The sequence below is a fragment of the Xenorhabdus sp. TH1 genome (assembly GCF_037260955.1).
In the GTDB taxonomy this organism is placed as follows: Bacteria; Pseudomonadota; Gammaproteobacteria; order Enterobacterales; family Enterobacteriaceae; genus Xenorhabdus; species Xenorhabdus griffiniae.
In genome coordinates, this window is the sequence record NZ_CP147734.1 from 532388 (window position 1) to 548360 (window position 15973).

The window sequence follows — 15973 nt, forward strand, 5'->3', positions numbered from 1 at the left end:
ATGGAAAAAGAGGTTGTTAGGATCTGCAAAGCTACTCTGGCTGACATTGATAGCCTTATTAGGTTACGCAGTTATCTGCTGGATAATGCGATAGAAATATATGGAAGCAAAATACCTGAAGACCAGAAAAGGTGGAAAGAAGCTTATAAATCTTGGCTTACTGATTATCTTAATTCCGATTGTGATGTGGTTATTTTTGTTGCAGTCAGGGAAAAGGATAATCAGCTAGTTGGTTGTGTGACAGGTGTAATTGATAAGCGTGCGCCCACCATCGACTGTATTAATGGATTATGTGGCTGGATTCAATCAATGATTGTTCAGGAGGATATGAAGCAAAAAGGGGTTGCCACACGTTTAATGAACCGGCTGAATCAATGGTTCAGCGAGCATGGGGTAACAAAACTAACGTTGCAATCTACCTGTGATGCCGAGGTTTTTTATCAGAAGTTAGGTTTTCATCTTAGCAATGAAAAAACATTCTTTCTACTGAGTAAATGATATGAATATCCTTATTATCGGTCTGGGCTATGCAGGAAAAAGATATCAGAGAGCATTTGAATATTTAAGAAAAAATTATTCAGCCATTAATTTAAATATTTCTTATGTTGGTCGTGTAAAAAAGGATGTTGCATTACCTTACTATGCATCAATAGATGAAGCATTACACGATTTTAATCCTGATATAGTCGTTGTTAGTGTAAACGATAAGTATCATGCTAATGTTTTATACGCGCTAGAAGGTTATCAGGGGTTTGTTATTTGCGAAAAACCTCTAGTAACTCAATATGATGAAATAGAAAAAGCAATTGTTGGACTGAAAAACGTTAAAGGATTTGCTTTGGATCTTGTCGAACGTTATTCGGAAGCAACGCGTAAGCTTAGAGATTTTATCGTACAGAATAACTGTAATTTAGTAAGAGCACATTTTTACTGGGGAAAAGATAGGATCAACGATTATCGCCCTACTTGCGGTGTAATTAGTGAAATTATCCATGCATTCGATTTAGTGGAATGGATTTATTCGCAACAGGGCCAAATAATACTCTCTTCAATTTCTGGCATTAATTCAGACTTTTCCATTTCTGGTGACAGTGTCATGGATAGTGCTTTTATAACTGCTTCATTAGGCAACGGGATTGTTACTGGCTATAGCAGTTTTGTTAATATAGTACGCCAAAGAACCGTTGATTTTTCCTTTATTGATAAAAATGGGCGTTTACTACATGCCCGCATTACTTACGATACTCCTTATTGGGACTGCGACCATTTGCAAATTTGGACAAGGAATCATCTTGGTCGTCAGGAAATTATTGTTGATTACCGAACAGATCTAGAAGTATTTCCAGCAGGTTTGGAAACTATTTATAAATTAAGTGCGCTATGTGACGACGTATTGAATTTTTGTGCATTCAATACACTACCTGTTCACCCTTTTGCTGATATTGAAACTTCAAGAAGATTGCAGTTAAGGCTTAACGATATAGCCAGCCAATCTGATTATTGTCTAAACGCGAAATATTTCCATGGTGGCGAACGTATTTTTCAGTCGGAAGATAGCGAATTAGAAACTCTAGGTTAATATTTTATTATTAGGAGAATAAGTATGTGTGGTATTGCTGGCTGGTTGTCTTGGGAAAGAAATCTCATTGAATCACAATCTGTTTTGCAGAAAATGACTGATACCATGGCAAAGCGTGGCCCAGATGCAGAAGGATTATGGTTTGATGGTCCAATTGGCCTGGGTCATCGTCGCCTTGCAATTATTGATCTTGAGGGTGGGCTACAACCGATGGTTGCAGGACACAACAATGGTAGAGCGCGAGCCACTATCACTTATAGCGGTGAGGTTTATAACTTCAGTGAACTACGACAAGAATTGTTGCAACGAGGACATAATTTTGACACGCACAGTGATACGGAAGTTGTGTTGCACGCCTATTTGGAATGGGGGCTCAGTTTCGCTGATAAATTAAACGGTATTTATGCTTTTGCTATCTGGGATATTAATGAGCAATCCTTGACCCTGATCCGTGATAGAATGGGTGTGAAGCCTCTTTACTATTATCCGACGCAAGACGGCGTTATTTTTGGCTCTGAGCCAAAGGCGCTGTTGGCCAATCCACTGGTTCCTGCAAAAGTTTCTGCTGATGGCCTACGTGAAATTTTAGAAATGGTTAAAACACCAGGTCATGCGGTTTTTGATGGTATGTATGAAGTTTTGCCTGGTGAAGTGATCAAGTTTACCCGTACAGGTAGCAGCAAGCATCGTTACTGGCGGCTAGAAGCTCAGGAACACTCTGATTCTCTCGAGCAAACAATTCAGCATACACGTGACCTGCTTGAGGATATTGTTGAAAGACAGATTGTTGCAGATGTTCCCCTATGTAGTTTACTGTCAGGTGGTTTGGATTCATCTATAATTACTGCTTTGGCTTCAAAGAAACTACTAGAAGCTGGTAAAGAAAATATTCGTTCATTTTCGCTTGATTTTGCGGACCATGGTACGGGGTTTGTAGGTGATGCTGTTCGTGGCACACCGGATGCACCATTTGTGAAAGACTTGGTCAGCATGATTAAATCTTCACATGGAGAAATTATTCTTGATAGCAGGGAAATGGCTGATCCGGAACTACGTCACAAAGTTATCAGAGCACTGGATTTACCTCCTGCCTTTTGGGGAGACATGTGGCCTTCAATTTACCGCTTATTTGAGGAGATCAAAAAACACTCTACTGTGGCGTTATCTGGAGAATCTGCAGATGAGGTATTTGGCGGTTATCGCTGGTTTCATGACCCTGAAGCAATTAAAGCGGAAACCTACCCTTGGCTGACATCCGTGACAGGGAAATACTTTGATGGCAAGACGTTGTTTAACGATGCTTTTCTGTCTACCTTGAACATGGACGAATTTTTGAAAGATAGCTACTCACAAGCAATAGCTGAAACACCCACTTTGCCAGGTGAAAGCCCGCTTGATCAGCGTATGCGGCAGATGAGTTATGTCAATTTGACCCGTTTTGTGCAAACTTTGTTAGATCGTAAAGATAGAATGAGTATGGCTGTTGGTCTGGAAGTACGTGTACCCTTCTGTGATCACCGTCTGGTTCAATACGCTTTCAATATACCTTGGGAAATGAAATCGTTTGATGGCAGGGAAAAGAGCATCCTACGTGCTGCTACACGGGATCTACTTCCTGAATCTATTTCACTCCGCGTTAAAAGCCCCTATCCGTCCACTCAGGATCCGGACTACGAAAAAGCACTACGTAGCGCAGTTTCTAATATAATGGCAGATAAAGCATCACCTATCTTGCCACTATTAGATCATCGTCGCGTGTCGGACAAGCTGGCAATCTCATTGGGTTCCAATTCACCTATGTATGATCGTATGGGAATGGAGCTTGCTATAGGGCTGAATTCTTGGATGAAGGAATATAGTGTCGAACTGAATCTGTAATTCTGTAGGTGCCAGCACTTCTTCTGAGGTGCTGGTTGGCTAATCCATTCTCCTACTTGTTAAGAGATGTCTATGCAAAAGAATACTCAATTTCCAATTTATCTTATTGCAATAGGAGCCTTTGCGTTAGGCATGGCTTCCTATGTTACTGCTGGATTGATTCCAATGATTGAGTCGTCCTTTTCTGTCTCCATCAGTATGGCTGCTCAATTAGTGACTGCTTTTACACTTGCCTATGGTTTGGGATCACCTGTCTTTGTGGCTCTTATGCCTGCAGAAAAACAAAAAATGGGTTTACTAATTGCGTTGGGACTGTTTTTCTTGGCAAATGCTTGCAGTGCACTAGTTACTAACTTTACATGGCTGATCGTTTTTCGTGCCCTTGCCGGTATTGGTGCTGGTGTTTATCTGGCTATGGGCATTGCTGCTTCTGCATCCATTTCTGGTCCTGGTAATCAGGGACGCACCATTGCTGTCATTATGGGAGGTATGGCTAGTGGAGTAGTGCTGGGAGTACCGTTAGGCCTTTTACTTGCTCAACATTTTGGTTGGCAGTCTACGTTTTGGCTAATAAGCCTGCTAGGTGCGGTATCTTTTATTGGTTTAGCACTTAAGTTACCTACTTTGCCTGCTGGACAGGTTAGTTCTTTAGCTGAAAAAATAGCTATTCTGGGCGATACACATGTACTGACAATACTTATCGTATCGTTACTGGCTGCTATTTCCAGTCTGGGAATGTACACCTTTATTGCACCGTTAGTTACCTCCCCGGATTTTTCTATTAATATTAGCTTGACTTCTTATCTGTGGTCTTGGGGTATTGGCGGAGTAGTAGGCAGCTTTCTAATTGGGCCTATTGTTGACCGTATTAAAGGTTCGTGGCTGACGTTGTGTATCATGGTGCTACTTGCTGTCTCTCTGCTGTCTCTTCCTTGGCTAGCAAATATTAACCAATGGCTGCTAATAGTGCCGATTGTCTTATGGGGAGCGGTCGGTTGGGCTTTACAAGTACCGCAAAATAATGAATTGATCAGTGCTAGACAGAAAAAAGGTGACGGTAATTTGGCTGTTGCGTTAAATGAATCTGCCCTTTATTTAGGAAGTGCCATCGGGGCTGCAGCGGGAGGAATAATGCTGTCTTTTGAGTTTCCTATTTGGATGTTAGCCACTGTTGCTGGTTTAGTAGCAGTATTAGGCTGTATTGTCCAATTGTTGAATATTAATCGGGTGTCTCACAACGATTAATCAGGGGGCTGCTCACTAAACAGAAAAAATAAGACGTTAAGTAGGATTGCACAAACGATAGTTTGTGCAATTGCTCCTAGCCTCGACATCACACTGAAACAGTGTACAGCAGAATATTATAGTAGCATTGGCTTATTAGGGCGTGTTGACGTTTCGTGGAGGTAAGTTTGAACAGCATGATGATCTGGTATCATTGTCTTCGCGAAAAAACCATTACCCCAGCTCATCATGCCAAGAACAATGTTATTAAAATCTTTATGGAATACGCTAGCTGTATTAATGCAACAACATGGATGTATTTACCACAAAGACACGCATTACCTGACTTTCGAAGGGATCCTTTATCGAATGAGAACGGGATGTCCGTGGCGGATTTACCCGATGAATTTGGCAAATGGAATACGCTTTTTAAGCGCTTTAACGCCTGGTCAAAGAAAGGTGTTTTTGAATTATTATTCAAATTGTTATCTGAAAATACAGACACCGAATGGTTATTCATTGATGGGAGTATTGTCCGCGTTCATCAACATAGCTCAGGGGCCGCTTCAACAGAAGATGAAGCCATCGGGAAAAGTCGAGGTGGACGTTCGACTAAAATTCATTTGGCCGTAGACAGTTATGGTTTGCCTGTCCATTTTGAGCTGTCAGGGGGTCAAACGCACGACATTGTACATGCAGAAAGTTTGGTCACCCATTCACCCGCATCCGATTTTGTGATCGCGGATAAAGGTTACGATAGCGGTACTTTCAGAGATTTCGTTGAAAAACAAGGTTCAAAAACGGTCATTGCCTATCGAAAAAATAGCCGAAGACCCGATAAAAGTATTGATGAAGTTTTATACTGTTATCGGCATTTGGTCGAAAATGCGTTTGCCAGAATAAAACATTTTCGAGCTATTGCAACAAGATACGATAAATTGGCGCGAAATTACGCCAGTATGTTGGCACTGGCGTTTGTCATTATATGGTTACCGATGTGGGTTGAGTAAATGATGAACTCAAAACGTCAACAGCCCCTAATATATAGGCTTGCATCCACGCATTTTTAACGTCTTTTACAACCACGCCACTTCGTAGACCTTGGCTATTGTGAGAAAATTTTTCTTTATATTTTTTGGGCCCTGATTTGTTAGATTGCTGCCTGTTTTTTTCAGTTTTCTAACGGGTCGTTGGTCAGATAACCATCCAGTAAAACTTGCTCCAATCGATAATTCTATTGGGATAGCCCTATTATTTTATTGAGTAATAAATCCATAAAAATATTATTTATATTAAATTAATGTTTTCTATGTAAATATTAACATTATTATATAATAATAAATGTAAATTTTTTTCGTATTTCATTCACTTTTGTTGTTATTATTAATTGGGTAATATCTAATCTATTCTTTTTTACTGATAATATGAAACATTAATTGAATCTGGTAAATATTGATGAATAATCCCAATAAATTGACTCAAACAGATATCAAAGCCTTACTATTATTTATTGCTTTTACTCTGCTGTATTTGTTGCCGGGTGTTTATGGACATACACCCTGGAAACAAGATGAAAATTACAGTTTTGGCATTATTCATACCATGTATGAAACGGGAAATTGGTTGGTAACCATAAATGCCGGGCAACCTTTTATGGAAAAGCCTCCCTTATATTATTGGACAGCCACTTCATTTATGCATTTGTTATCCCATTGGCTTCCGATGCATGATGCAGCTAGAACCGCCTCTTTATTCTTTTCAGTGATCAATTTTTCCTTTTTTATTCTGTTGGCGCGTCGTGTATTTGATGTCAAAAATTTCACTGACAGTCGAATATGGATAGCTTTTGCTTTGTATGCAAGTGCACCTGGATTAGTTCGCCACAGCCACGATATGTTTACTGATACTTCATTAGTAACAGGAACAACTATCGGATTATATGGCTTACTGGGATTAATCAAAAATGAAAAAACAAATTACTCCTGTTTATGGTTGATTATCGGTACGGCTGTAACACTTTTATCAAAAGGAGTATTTATTCCGGGATTATTATGGATTTGTCTTGTTTTAGCTCCCGTGTTCCTTAAACATTGCCGAACCAGACAATATTGGCTAAGGGCTTTTTTGTCAGGCATCATTGCACTGGTTTTAATCTTGCCGTGGCCGATTATGTTGCTTATTGAACATCCTGATTTATTTAAGATCTGGATTTGGGATAACAATATTGGTCGCTTTTTAGGTTTTTCTGTTGAAGATCTTGGTGCAAGAGGGAATTTGACCATGATCCCTGAAGCGGTGCTGTTGTTTGCCTTGCCATCAGGAATATTGGCTTTTCTCTTTATATTAACCAATCCAATTAAGATTTTGTCGGATAAACATTATTTCTTGTGTGCTGCCTTTGTTGTATTAGGGGTTGTTCTATTACAAATATCAGCTTCTGGTCGAGCATTATATTTGCTGCCTTTTATTGCACCCATGGCGATCCTGGCTACAGGGATTTTTATTAAAATACCGCAAATAATCTATAAATATTTAACTCTATTTTCCTCCTTATTTTGGTCTGTCCTGATTATATTTTTATGGTCTTGTTATTTTTTATCCCTTTCCACTGATTACAAACATTGGTTAATGCCATTTAGCCGATGGCTGCCAATGAGTTATCAAATGCATTTTTCGGGATTTATCGTTGTTGCCGCTGCTTTGATCACTGCGATATGGATAGCTAAAAATAGGTTCCTCTCTAAATCACCAGACTTGCGTTCTGCCCAAAATTGGGTTTTAGGTATTGCTACGGTTTGGGGATTAGTATTTACATTATTTGTTGGCTGGATTGATTACACTAAGGGATATAAAGAGGCGTTTCTTGACCTAAAACAGAAGTTGACGGGGGTGTATAAAGATCATGATTGTATGGCGTCGTATTATATTGGAGAATCTGAAGCGCCAATGCTTTATTACTTTGCCCATGTTTTGCATCAACAACAGCGTAAATTTGAGACTCCTGAAAAATGTGATTGGTTGATTGTATTATCCGAAGAGATAGAACCGGCTCCCAAGGGAATGGCGCTATTTTGGCATGGTCATAGGCCAAATAGCGATAGAGAGAATTTAGTTGTTTATAAGAAAGTGGCGTTAGATGACATAAAAAATAATCAATAGCATATTAGATTAGTGGCTGTTTAAGCAGCCACTTCAGCTTATTGGTAAGCTCATAACGATATATACGCATTAAACTTTAAGTTGCAATTTATCAGGTGCGCCGTAAAACCCCGTCCTTCAGGGCGGGATATAAGGCGCGGTTTTCCGACTAACCTGGTGTTTTCTGCTGCTCGATGTATTGCCGGATGATCGAGATCGGCGCACCTCCGCAACTGCTTGCAAAATAGCTCGGTGTCCACAGAACGCCTTTGTAGTAATAGCGTAGAGCAATATCTGGACGGTCACGCCGAAGCAGCCTGCTGGAAACGCCTTTAAGACTGTTGACCAGATTCGATACTGCGAGCTTTGGCGGGTAGTTGATCAGCAAATGCACGTGGTCGTATTCGCCGTCCATTTCAACCAGTTCAACCCCAAAATCAGCACATACGCTGCTAAAGTAGCTGCGTAGCTTTTCGATGGCATCAAGATCGAATATCTTTCGTCGATACTTGGCGACGAATACCAAGTGGACGTGCATCAGGAAAACACCGTGTTTTCCGCGTCGACTATCAGTTTCTTTTGTCATAGACCAAAGTATAATGATAGTCATGAAACGACTTCAAGCCTTCAAATTCCAGTTAAGACCAAATGGTCAGCAGGAGCGCGATATGCGACGCTTCGCAGGGGCTTGTCGCTTCGTTTTTAACCGTGCACTGGCACTCCAGAATGAGAACCCTGCAGCAGGGAATAAATATCTCCCCTACACCAAAATGGCTTCATGGTTGATTGAGTGGAAATCCGTACCTGAAACACAATGGCTGAAAGAATCTCCCTCGCAACCGTTGCAGCAGTCACTGAAAGATCTGGAGCGCGGCTACAAAAATTTCTTCCAGAAGCGTGCTGCATTCCCCCGCTTCAAAAAACGTAGTCAACATGACTCATTCCGCTACCCGCAGGGCGTGAAGCTCGATCAGCCCAACAGTCGAATCTCGTTGCCAAAGTTAGGGTGGATACGCTATCGCAACAGCCGTGAAGTCATTGGCGAAGTGAAAAACGTCACGGTCAGCCAGTCATGCGGCAAATGGTACGTCAGTATCCAGACTGAATACGAAGTGACTGACCCTGCTCACAATGCAGAATCAATGGTCGGACTGGATGCCGGAGTAACAAAACTTGCCACGCTTTCAGATGGCACGGTATATCAGCCAGTAAGCAGCTTCAAAGCAAACCAACGTAAGCTGGCAACACTCCAGCGGCAGTTGAGTCGCAAAGTAAAATTCAGCGCAAACTGGCAGAAACAAAAACGGAAAATCCAGTGTTTGCACTCGCACATTGCCAATATCCGGCGCGACTACCTTCACAAAGTCACCAGTGAAATCAGCAAAAACCACGCGATGATCGTCATTGAAGACTTGAAGGTCAGTAACATGTCGAAATCGGCAAAAGGCACGGCAGAGAAGCACGGAAGAAACGTCAGAGGCAAATCAGGCTTGAACCGCTCGATACGGGATCAAGGCTGGCATGAAATGCGCCGTCAGCTTGAGTACAAGCAGCTCTGGCGCGGTGGTCAGGTAGTGGCGATACCTCCGGCATACACCAGCCAGCGGTGTGCCTGCTGTGGTCATACGGCGAAAGAAAACCGTCAGACGCAAAGTCAATTCGTGTGTCAGGTATGCGGCTACACCGCGAACGCGGATGTAAACGCCGCACGTAATATTTTAGCGGCAGGACATGCCGTGCTTGCCTGTGGAGGGATGGTGCAGTCAGACCGCCCGTTGAAGCAGGAACCCACCGAGGTGAGTCAGGCTTCGGTCTGAACGCTGTAGGAATCCCCGTCCTTTAGGGCGGGGAGGATGTCAATAGTTCCAGTCTAAATACCGCAATTAACGGTGGCAGCTTTAAAGATAATTTCGCTACAGCATTGCTTGCCAATGCCGGTAATCAAATTAATGCGGAAGGGGCAAACCTTGTCGGGAATAATGGACAAATATTAGGCGTTCCTGGGAAAGCGATTAGCCATGCAGCAGTATCCGCTCTTGCAGCAGAAATTGGCGGCGGAAATGCGAAAGGTGCTGCGGCTGGAGCCTTAGCAGCTTCTCTTGCCGCTATAGTTTTACAGGAAACATTTAGTGATTCAGCTAAAATTCAAGCTGGTGGTAAAATCATTGGTGGTATTGCTGGTGCGTTTGCTACAAATAATGCGAAAGGTGCTAATAGTGGAGCTAATTCTGGGGAAATTACGATTGTATATAACCAATTAGCCCATGCTTTATCAATGATGGAGAAAGAAGTACCAGGTACGATAAAAGCCCATGAAGAGAGTCGGAAAAGACTCTGTGCGCAGTCTCCTAATGTATGTAAAATGGCTGCAAATACACTGAGTTTCGGCGCAGATTTTCTTCCGGTTTTTGGCGTTATTAAGAGTTTTAAAGAAGCAGAAACAGCTATCGATTACCTGGCCGCAACTGCTGGTCTTCTTCCAGGAGCCGGTCCTGCTGCTGGTAAGATGATAAAATCAGCTAATACTGCATTAAAGCACGGTGATCTTGAGACTGCTAACAAGTTGATTCAGCAAACTAGGAATGAACTAGCTGTGCTACAAAAAAATGGAGTGACCTCTAGCACGTCTAAAAATGCTCAAGAAATGGCAGAGGAGTTAGCTAATCAACTTAATAAAAATACAGTGACATTCTCAACTCCAGCGACTATGGGGCATATAGATTTAAGAGGTAGAGCGCATTTTGATAAAATAACCCAAACGGATATACCAACTCCACATGTTCAAACTTCACCAATAAATATAGCTCCTAATGGAAAACGTTTTCCTTTGAAAAAGCAGGAAGTAGCCAGACCTGCTACTAAGCAAGATATACGTACAGCTAGAGAACTAGCTAAAAAACAAGGGATATTAAAATGAATGATAATATCATTGAACACCTTCAAAACTGGTATCAATCTAAATGCGATGGAATGTGGGAACATGAATATGGCTTTGATATCAGTACATTAGATAATCCTGGTTGGAAGGTTAATATATCAGGAGAAAATGGGAAAAACCCATTAAATATTATTGTAAATAACACTGATGCCGATTGGGTAAATATAAAGGCAAGTGAAAGAGAATTTAAAGGATATGGAGGTGTTGCAAATTTAGAGACAATACTGAAATATGCAGCACAATGGCTTGATAAAGTGTAGAAATATAATTAATTAAAGCCGGAAAGATCTTTCGAGATCTTCCGGCCTTCTGAGATCTACCGTGGCGCATACCCACGGTAAGCCAGAGCGGATTGGAGCTTAGCGATCGCATCCTTAATCTGATACGCCTCCTCGTCATTCACGGCACAGGCGCGTATCTCCGCCCAGTTCAGCCGCTTAACCAGTTGGGCTAAGGCCAGCGCTTCAATGTGAGTTAATTGAATATCCTGCAAATGTTCAATCACTATCGTCATCTCATGCTCTCCCCTTAACCCACAAAACCGGTTATCAACGCTCGCATCTGCTGCTTAATCTCCCGCAGTTGAGCCTGTTGCCGCTGGTATACGTGTTGCAGGGCAATCATTTTAGATTGCTAAATGACGATAAACTTTTTTTTATCAATGGCCATTCATCGAGAATTTTTAAATGATAGTGAAACAGTATCTAATGCAACAATGTATGTATTTAAAGAAAGTGGCAATATAACAATTCAAGAGAAAAAGATCGGACAACATTCTCTTCAAGAAAGAGAAAGTTTTACTGATGTAACTGGGAATTATGATAAATTCCCAGAATTTGGTAAGTATGAATCAATAATCCGTGTAGAAAGATAATAGAATATCCCAGCTTATAGTCCATAGGCTGGGATCCTCCTTTAACGACTTGCTCTTCTTTAACTAACCAAATAATCAATCAATTACGCGTGTTATCTAATTTCAACCACCTGCGAAATAGCCATTTTCCTGGCCACCAAAACAGTCGCTTCCATGGTGTTCCCACATTAACGCCAGACTTTCTGCCTTCGGTATAACAACGGGGTAATTTATTGGCGAAGAGCAATACGGCTTTTGCTCTTCCGCCAGTTTCAGTAGAAACTGAGCTAAAGAGAAAAAACACAAATAGGATATAAATTATGCTATCTGATAAAGTTAAAAAATATATTAACGATCAAGGGTGGTGGGATGATTCTATCCACCCAGAATATCTGAATGCTTTAATTGGGTTAAATGTCGATTTAGAGTCTGATTTTGCTCAGTTTTATCTACATGCTGAGGATGGCCCGACATTTTTTAGTAGATACCGTGAAATTTACCAAATCTGCTGGTTTATAATTAATTCTAATTATGAATTGAGTATCAAAAGTACGCATAAGGCTCTTCGTTTTCCAGAAGAATATATTCCTTTAGATAGTTTCGAAGGAGAATATGGATTTTTCTATAATAGAAAAACGGGAGAGGTGCTAAAAATAGGGTTAGGACAAGAGATGCTCGATTTTTACGAAGGAAAATTCAAACCTCAATGGAAAGATTTTAACTCCTTCATTGAATGGTATTTTGAACTAACTGATTAGTCATACCCATAATAAGGCAGACAGATTATCATGATCTTTTCGCCTTCATTAAATCAAGAATATTATACTATTAATCAATAGGATAATACGAAGATTGACTAAAAGAAGATCCCAGCCATTGTGCTGGGATTTTTTCTTTAACCATAAGCCATATTCATTATTTTTCGGAGGAGGATAGTTTATACATCAACCTATCCCCAAAACCACCGCCTCAGCAGCTTCTCCACTCACCAATTTCTCCGTCGCCCCATCGTAATGAATTTTGCCATCCACAATCAGCAAAGAACGTGGAGCGGTTTTGGCTGCATCATCAAGATTATGGGACACCATGAGTAAAGCCATTTGTCGTTCACTGCATATTTGATCCAGTAATTCCAGCATTTCATTGCGTAAAGCCGGATCAAGTGCCGAAAAGGGTTCATCCAGCAATAAAATCGGTTGATGGCGGACTAAACAACGTGCCAATGCTGCCCGCTGGCGTTGTCCGCCAGAAAGTTGAGCGGGCAGGCGCGATAAACACTCCTCCAGTGACACTTGAGAGGCAATCTGTTGCAGTATTTGCTTTTGTTCAGCACTTAACCGTAATCCCGGATGCAATCCCAAACCAATATTTTGCTCAATGGTTAAATGGGAAAACAGGTTATTTTCCTGAAACAACATCGAAACAGGCCGTCTGGAAGGTGAAGTGTTTGTATGGTTTTCGCCATCTAGCCAGATAGTCCCCTGTGCTGGAAACTGAAACCCCGCGATTAAACTTAACAGTGTACTTTTACCCGCCCCGCTAGGGCCAAGGATCGCAATGCGTTCCCCAGCTTTTACGCTCACATTAAAATGCATGGCAAAGTGTTCATAAGTATAAATGACATTTTCAAGTTTAATCATGGTGTCGGCTCGGTAAGCGTTCAATCACAGTGAATAAAACAAAACACAGTAGGAGCAACAGAAATGAGGTCACGGCACCATCCTGACTGCGATATGCCCCAATTTGTTGGGAAAGGTAATAAGGCAAAGTACGGAAATCTTCATTGCCGAATAAGGCAATCACACCAAAATCGCCAATGGATAATACACAGGCGAAAGCCAATGCTTGTGCCAATGGAATTTTTAATGCCTTAAGCTCGATCCAATACAGGCGGTGCATTCCCTGAATATTGAGGGAGCGGCATAGGGGATTGTAACGCTCTGCCAGATCGCGCATTGGGTTTTCCAATACTTTTAGCGCGTAGGGGATCGCCATCAATGCGTTGGTCAAGATAACCAATCCGTAAGGTGATTGAGGTATACCTATGGTTGTGTTCAGCAAGAGAAAAAAGCCCGTGGCGAGGACGATCCCCGGCATAGCAAGGATCAACAACCCGCTGGTTTCCATTGCCTGTCCCCAACGCGGGGAATGGCGTAAGCGTAATTCGCGGCTGCTCCATAGCAACATCATGGTGAAAATAACACACAGCAATCCTGCACCTACTGCAATAATGATGGATGTCTTAAGGGCTTGCCATAAAGCGGGCTGGCTTAAGACAGCAAAAATATCACGGTTCAGGCCATCCACGATGACTGCTAATAAAGGGGGAAGTAACAGCAGTAATGCGATGCTAATCAGTAAACCATCAGATAATCTTTGTAGCCATGAATCCTGTGGATTACGCCATTGTTGTTGATGTCCATAACCAATAGCAAGTGCGCCTTTCAATTTTTGGCTAAGGAGCACCAAACCGAGGCAACAAAAAAGTTGTATCAAGGCAAGCAGGGCGGCATGACCAAGATCGTAGTCGTAACTAAGCGCCTGATAAATGGCAAGTTCAATGGTCGTTGCGGCTGGGCCACCGCCGAGGGCAAGAACCGTTGCGAAGCTGGCAAAGCACAGCATGAAAATCAGCGCACCCGTCGGTAAAATTTGGCGGCGCAAATAAGGCCACTCAATAAAACGAAAATGTTGCCATTCATTCATACCGAGCTGGGCGGCAAGCTGGCGCTGTTCAATAGCAATACTCTCCAGAGATTGCAGCAATAACCGTGTTGCCATTGGCATATTAAAGAAAATATGTGCCAGCAAAATCCCTTGTAGTCCATATGGTGTAAAACGATATTCAACGCCTATCCATTGGGAAATATTAGCCAGCCAGCCGGTCTGACCATAAACGGTGAGAATGCCAAATAGAGCAACCAAAACAGGAAGAATCAATGTCATGGCGCATAAGCGCAGAAAGAGTGTTTTTCCGGGAAAACGGCGCCGATAAAGTGCCCGAGCCAGAAAAATAGCGGGGATTACCGATAAGACGGCAGAGAGAAATGCCTGCCAGAAGGTGAATCGAATGACATGCCAGAGATAACTGTCATGCAAGAATTCCTGCCAATGGCTTTCAGGTGCATTGAACCACAGCGTCCCGAATGCTGACAGGGCAACTATAATTAACAGGCCGGAGGCAATAACCCCCGGCAATAACCAACCCGCGATTAACGGCTGACTGCGCTTTGCCATGTACGTATCCATTTTGTACGGTGTTTTGCCACATCATCTGCGTTGAATAGCAGGGATTTCTCAGGAACAGGAAGTTGTTTGAAAACGTCGGGTAAAGGGATATCAATGACAGGATACATCCATTGGGTTGTTGGAATGACTTGTTGAAATGCCGGAGAGAGCATGAAATTCATAAACTTCTGTGCCAGTTCTGGTTGTTTGCTTGAGGCCAACTGAGCGGCCACTTCAATTTGCAAGTAGTGCCCCTCCTTGAAGATAGCGGCGGCGTAGTTATCTTTTTTCTCTGACATAATGTGATAGCCAGGTGATGTGGTATAGCTCAGCACCATATCACCTTCACCTTTCAGAAACAGGCCATAGGCTTCACTCCAGCCTTTAGTGACGGTGAGTGTCTTTTGGGCCACTTTTTGCCACTCCTGAGCGGCGTTGTCGCCATAGAGTTTCTGTATCCAGAGCAGTAACCCTAAACCTGGTGTGCTGGTACGTGGATCTTGGTAAATAATCTTCCAATTCTGGTGGCTATTGATTAATTCGTCCATACTTTTGGGGGGATGAGGCAGAGTATTTTTGTTGTAAATAAAGGCAAAATAACCGTAATCGTAAGGAATAAACGTCGTGTTGTGCCATGCAATGGGTAATTTCAGTTTTGAGGTATCGACGTGACTTGGTGTGAATAATCCGGTTTGCTGAGCGGCTTGGATCAGGTTGTTATCTAACCCCAATACAATATCTGCGGGTGTTTTTTTGCCTTCCATTCTCAAACGGTTCAGCAAGGAGACGCCATCTTCCAACGCAACCAGTTTCAGTTCACAGTCACATTCTGCCTCAAAGGCTTTTTTGATAGCAGGTCCTGGTCCCCATTCAGAGGCAAATGAATCATAAGTATAAACTGTCAGGGTAGGTTTTGCCTGGCCTGCCTGAGAAAAAACACTGGCAGAAACAGACAGCAGGCTGATAGCCATAAAGCGGGAAAATAATTTAGTAAACACTTTGCTCTCCTGTAGTTGCATATATCAATAGTTAAAAATATTGATAGTTGTATACCAATTGCCTTTCAAGATGCGTCTTTGATTTGCAAACTACAACTTGAAGTTGGATTGGTATATATATCAGTTACTTAATATTT

At 42.0% G+C, this 15973-nt stretch carries 16 protein-coding genes; 11 read left to right on the forward strand and 5 right to left on the reverse strand.

Features of this window, described 5'->3' with window-relative positions; all coding sequences use genetic code 11:
- The 6 genes from WDV74_RS02315 (at window position 1) to WDV74_RS02340 (ending at window position 7840) form a co-directional block, all read left to right on the forward strand.
- A complete protein-coding gene (locus WDV74_RS02315) occupies window positions 1–498 on the forward strand; it encodes a GNAT family N-acetyltransferase (RefSeq protein ID WP_338884339.1) in 498 nt (165 codons plus the stop codon).
- 1 nt (window position 499) lies between these two features.
- Window positions 500–1579, forward strand: coding sequence for a Gfo/Idh/MocA family oxidoreductase (locus tag WDV74_RS02320; protein WP_338884341.1), 1080 nt, complete (start codon window positions 500–502; stop codon window positions 1577–1579).
- Between the two features lie 24 nt (window positions 1580–1603).
- Window positions 1604–3457 (forward strand): asparagine synthase (glutamine-hydrolyzing), encoded by a 1854-nt coding sequence (gene asnB, locus WDV74_RS02325; RefSeq protein WP_338884343.1) that lies wholly within the window; start codon window positions 1604–1606, stop codon window positions 3455–3457.
- 72 nt (window positions 3458–3529) lie between these two features.
- A complete protein-coding gene (locus tag WDV74_RS02330) occupies window positions 3530–4702 on the forward strand; it encodes an MFS transporter (RefSeq protein ID WP_338884345.1) in 1173 nt (390 codons plus the stop codon).
- A 228-nt stretch (window positions 4703–4930) separates the two neighbouring features.
- Window positions 4931–5691, forward strand: a protein-coding gene (locus tag WDV74_RS02335) for an IS5 family transposase (protein ID WP_338884347.1) whose coding sequence is annotated in 2 segments (ribosomal slippage) — window positions 4931–5072 and window positions 5072–5691 — 762 coding nt in all. Because the reading frame shifts where the segments join, the coding sequence is not laid out codon by codon here.
- A 445-nt stretch (window positions 5692–6136) separates the two neighbouring features.
- Complete coding sequence (locus WDV74_RS02340; protein ID WP_338884349.1) at window positions 6137–7840, forward strand: hypothetical protein; 1704 nt, start codon at window positions 6137–6139, stop codon at window positions 7838–7840.
- 148 nt (window positions 7841–7988) lie between these two features.
- On the opposite strand, the gene tnpA is transcribed toward WDV74_RS02340, so the two are convergent.
- Complete coding sequence (tnpA, locus tag WDV74_RS02345) at window positions 7989–8405, reverse strand: IS200/IS605 family transposase (protein ID WP_338885513.1); 417 nt, start codon at window positions 8403–8405, stop codon at window positions 7989–7991.
- Between the two features lie 22 nt (window positions 8406–8427).
- Between tnpA and WDV74_RS02350 the strand changes: the two genes are divergently transcribed.
- The 3 genes from WDV74_RS02350 (at window position 8428) to WDV74_RS02360 (ending at window position 11017) form a co-directional block, all read left to right on the forward strand.
- The gene (locus WDV74_RS02350; protein WP_338884351.1) at window positions 8428–9636 is read left to right on the forward strand and encodes a transposase; all 1209 of its coding nucleotides are present in this window, start codon (window positions 8428–8430) and stop codon (window positions 9634–9636) included.
- Between the two features lie 65 nt (window positions 9637–9701).
- Window positions 9702–10736: a DUF637 domain-containing protein gene (locus WDV74_RS02355; protein ID WP_338885514.1), complete on the forward strand. Its 1035-nt coding sequence runs from the start codon at window positions 9702–9704 to the stop codon at window positions 10734–10736.
- Window positions 10733–11017 (forward strand): Imm53 family immunity protein, encoded by a 285-nt coding sequence (locus WDV74_RS02360; protein WP_338884353.1) that lies wholly within the window; start codon window positions 10733–10735, stop codon window positions 11015–11017. Before WDV74_RS02355 ends, WDV74_RS02360 begins: the two co-directional genes overlap by 4 nt.
- Before the next feature lie 56 nt (window positions 11018–11073).
- Here WDV74_RS02360 and WDV74_RS02365 read toward each other — a convergent pair whose 3' ends face one another.
- A complete protein-coding gene (locus WDV74_RS02365) occupies window positions 11074–11271 on the reverse strand; it encodes a hypothetical protein (protein ID WP_036774117.1) in 198 nt (65 codons plus the stop codon).
- Between the two features lie 123 nt (window positions 11272–11394).
- Between WDV74_RS02365 and WDV74_RS02370 the strand changes: the two genes are divergently transcribed.
- On the forward strand, window positions 11395–11631 hold the full coding sequence (locus WDV74_RS02370; protein ID WP_338884357.1) for a hypothetical protein: 237 nt from the start codon (window positions 11395–11397) through the stop codon (window positions 11629–11631).
- A 299-nt stretch (window positions 11632–11930) separates the two neighbouring features.
- Window positions 11931–12368 (forward strand): hypothetical protein, encoded by a 438-nt coding sequence (locus tag WDV74_RS02375; protein WP_338884359.1) that lies wholly within the window; start codon window positions 11931–11933, stop codon window positions 12366–12368.
- Between the two features lie 186 nt (window positions 12369–12554).
- Here WDV74_RS02375 and thiQ read toward each other — a convergent pair whose 3' ends face one another.
- Genes thiQ through thiB form a run of 3 tightly spaced genes read right to left on the reverse strand, consistent with a single transcriptional unit; the run spans window position 12555 to window position 15809 of the window.
- Entirely contained in the window at window positions 12555–13250 is a 696-nt protein-coding gene (thiQ, locus tag WDV74_RS02380; RefSeq protein ID WP_338884361.1) for a thiamine ABC transporter ATP-binding protein ThiQ, read from the reverse strand.
- Window positions 13243–14847 carry a thiamine/thiamine pyrophosphate ABC transporter permease ThiP gene (thiP, locus tag WDV74_RS02385; RefSeq protein WP_338884363.1) on the reverse strand — a complete coding sequence of 535 codons (1605 nt, stop codon included), beginning with the start codon at window positions 14845–14847 and terminating at the stop codon, window positions 13243–13245. Before thiP ends, thiQ begins: the two co-directional genes overlap by 8 nt.
- Window positions 14823–15809: a thiamine ABC transporter substrate binding subunit gene (gene thiB, locus WDV74_RS02390; protein ID WP_338885515.1), complete on the reverse strand. Its 987-nt coding sequence runs from the start codon at window positions 15807–15809 to the stop codon at window positions 14823–14825. The genes thiP and thiB overlap by 25 nt, the downstream gene beginning before the upstream one ends.
- Window positions 15810–15973: the final 164 nt, after the last annotated feature.

What these genes read in the sequence shown, in the direction of transcription:
- asnB (WP_338884343.1), top strand. Translation starts at nt 1,604, where the DNA reads ATGTGTGGTATTGCTGGCTGGTTGTCTTGGGAAAGAAATCTCATTGAA.
- WDV74_RS02365 (WP_036774117.1), bottom strand. Translation starts at nt 11,271, where the DNA reads ATGACGATAGTGATTGAACATTTGCAGGATATTCAATTAACTCACATT.
- thiQ (WP_338884361.1), bottom strand. Translation starts at nt 13,250, where the DNA reads ATGATTAAACTTGAAAATGTCATTTATACTTATGAACACTTTGCCATG.
- WDV74_RS02350 (WP_338884351.1), top strand. Translation starts at nt 8,428, where the DNA reads ATGAAACGACTTCAAGCCTTCAAATTCCAGTTAAGACCAAATGGTCAG.
- thiB (WP_338885515.1), bottom strand. Translation starts at nt 15,809, where the DNA reads ATGGCTATCAGCCTGCTGTCTGTTTCTGCCAGTGTTTTTTCTCAGGCA.
- WDV74_RS02370 (WP_338884357.1), top strand. Translation starts at nt 11,395, where the DNA reads ATGACGATAAACTTTTTTTTATCAATGGCCATTCATCGAGAATTTTTA.
- WDV74_RS02340 (WP_338884349.1), top strand. Translation starts at nt 6,137, where the DNA reads ATGAATAATCCCAATAAATTGACTCAAACAGATATCAAAGCCTTACTA.
- WDV74_RS02330 (WP_338884345.1), top strand. Translation starts at nt 3,530, where the DNA reads ATGCAAAAGAATACTCAATTTCCAATTTATCTTATTGCAATAGGAGCC.
- WDV74_RS02315 (WP_338884339.1), top strand. Translation starts at nt 1, where the DNA reads ATGGAAAAAGAGGTTGTTAGGATCTGCAAAGCTACTCTGGCTGACATT.
- WDV74_RS02375 (WP_338884359.1), top strand. Translation starts at nt 11,931, where the DNA reads ATGCTATCTGATAAAGTTAAAAAATATATTAACGATCAAGGGTGGTGG.
- thiP (WP_338884363.1), bottom strand. Translation starts at nt 14,847, where the DNA reads ATGGCAAAGCGCAGTCAGCCGTTAATCGCGGGTTGGTTATTGCCGGGG.
- WDV74_RS02360 (WP_338884353.1), top strand. Translation starts at nt 10,733, where the DNA reads ATGAATGATAATATCATTGAACACCTTCAAAACTGGTATCAATCTAAA.
- WDV74_RS02320 (WP_338884341.1), top strand. Translation starts at nt 500, where the DNA reads ATGAATATCCTTATTATCGGTCTGGGCTATGCAGGAAAAAGATATCAG.
- tnpA (WP_338885513.1), bottom strand. Translation starts at nt 8,405, where the DNA reads ATGACAAAAGAAACTGATAGTCGACGCGGAAAACACGGTGTTTTCCTG.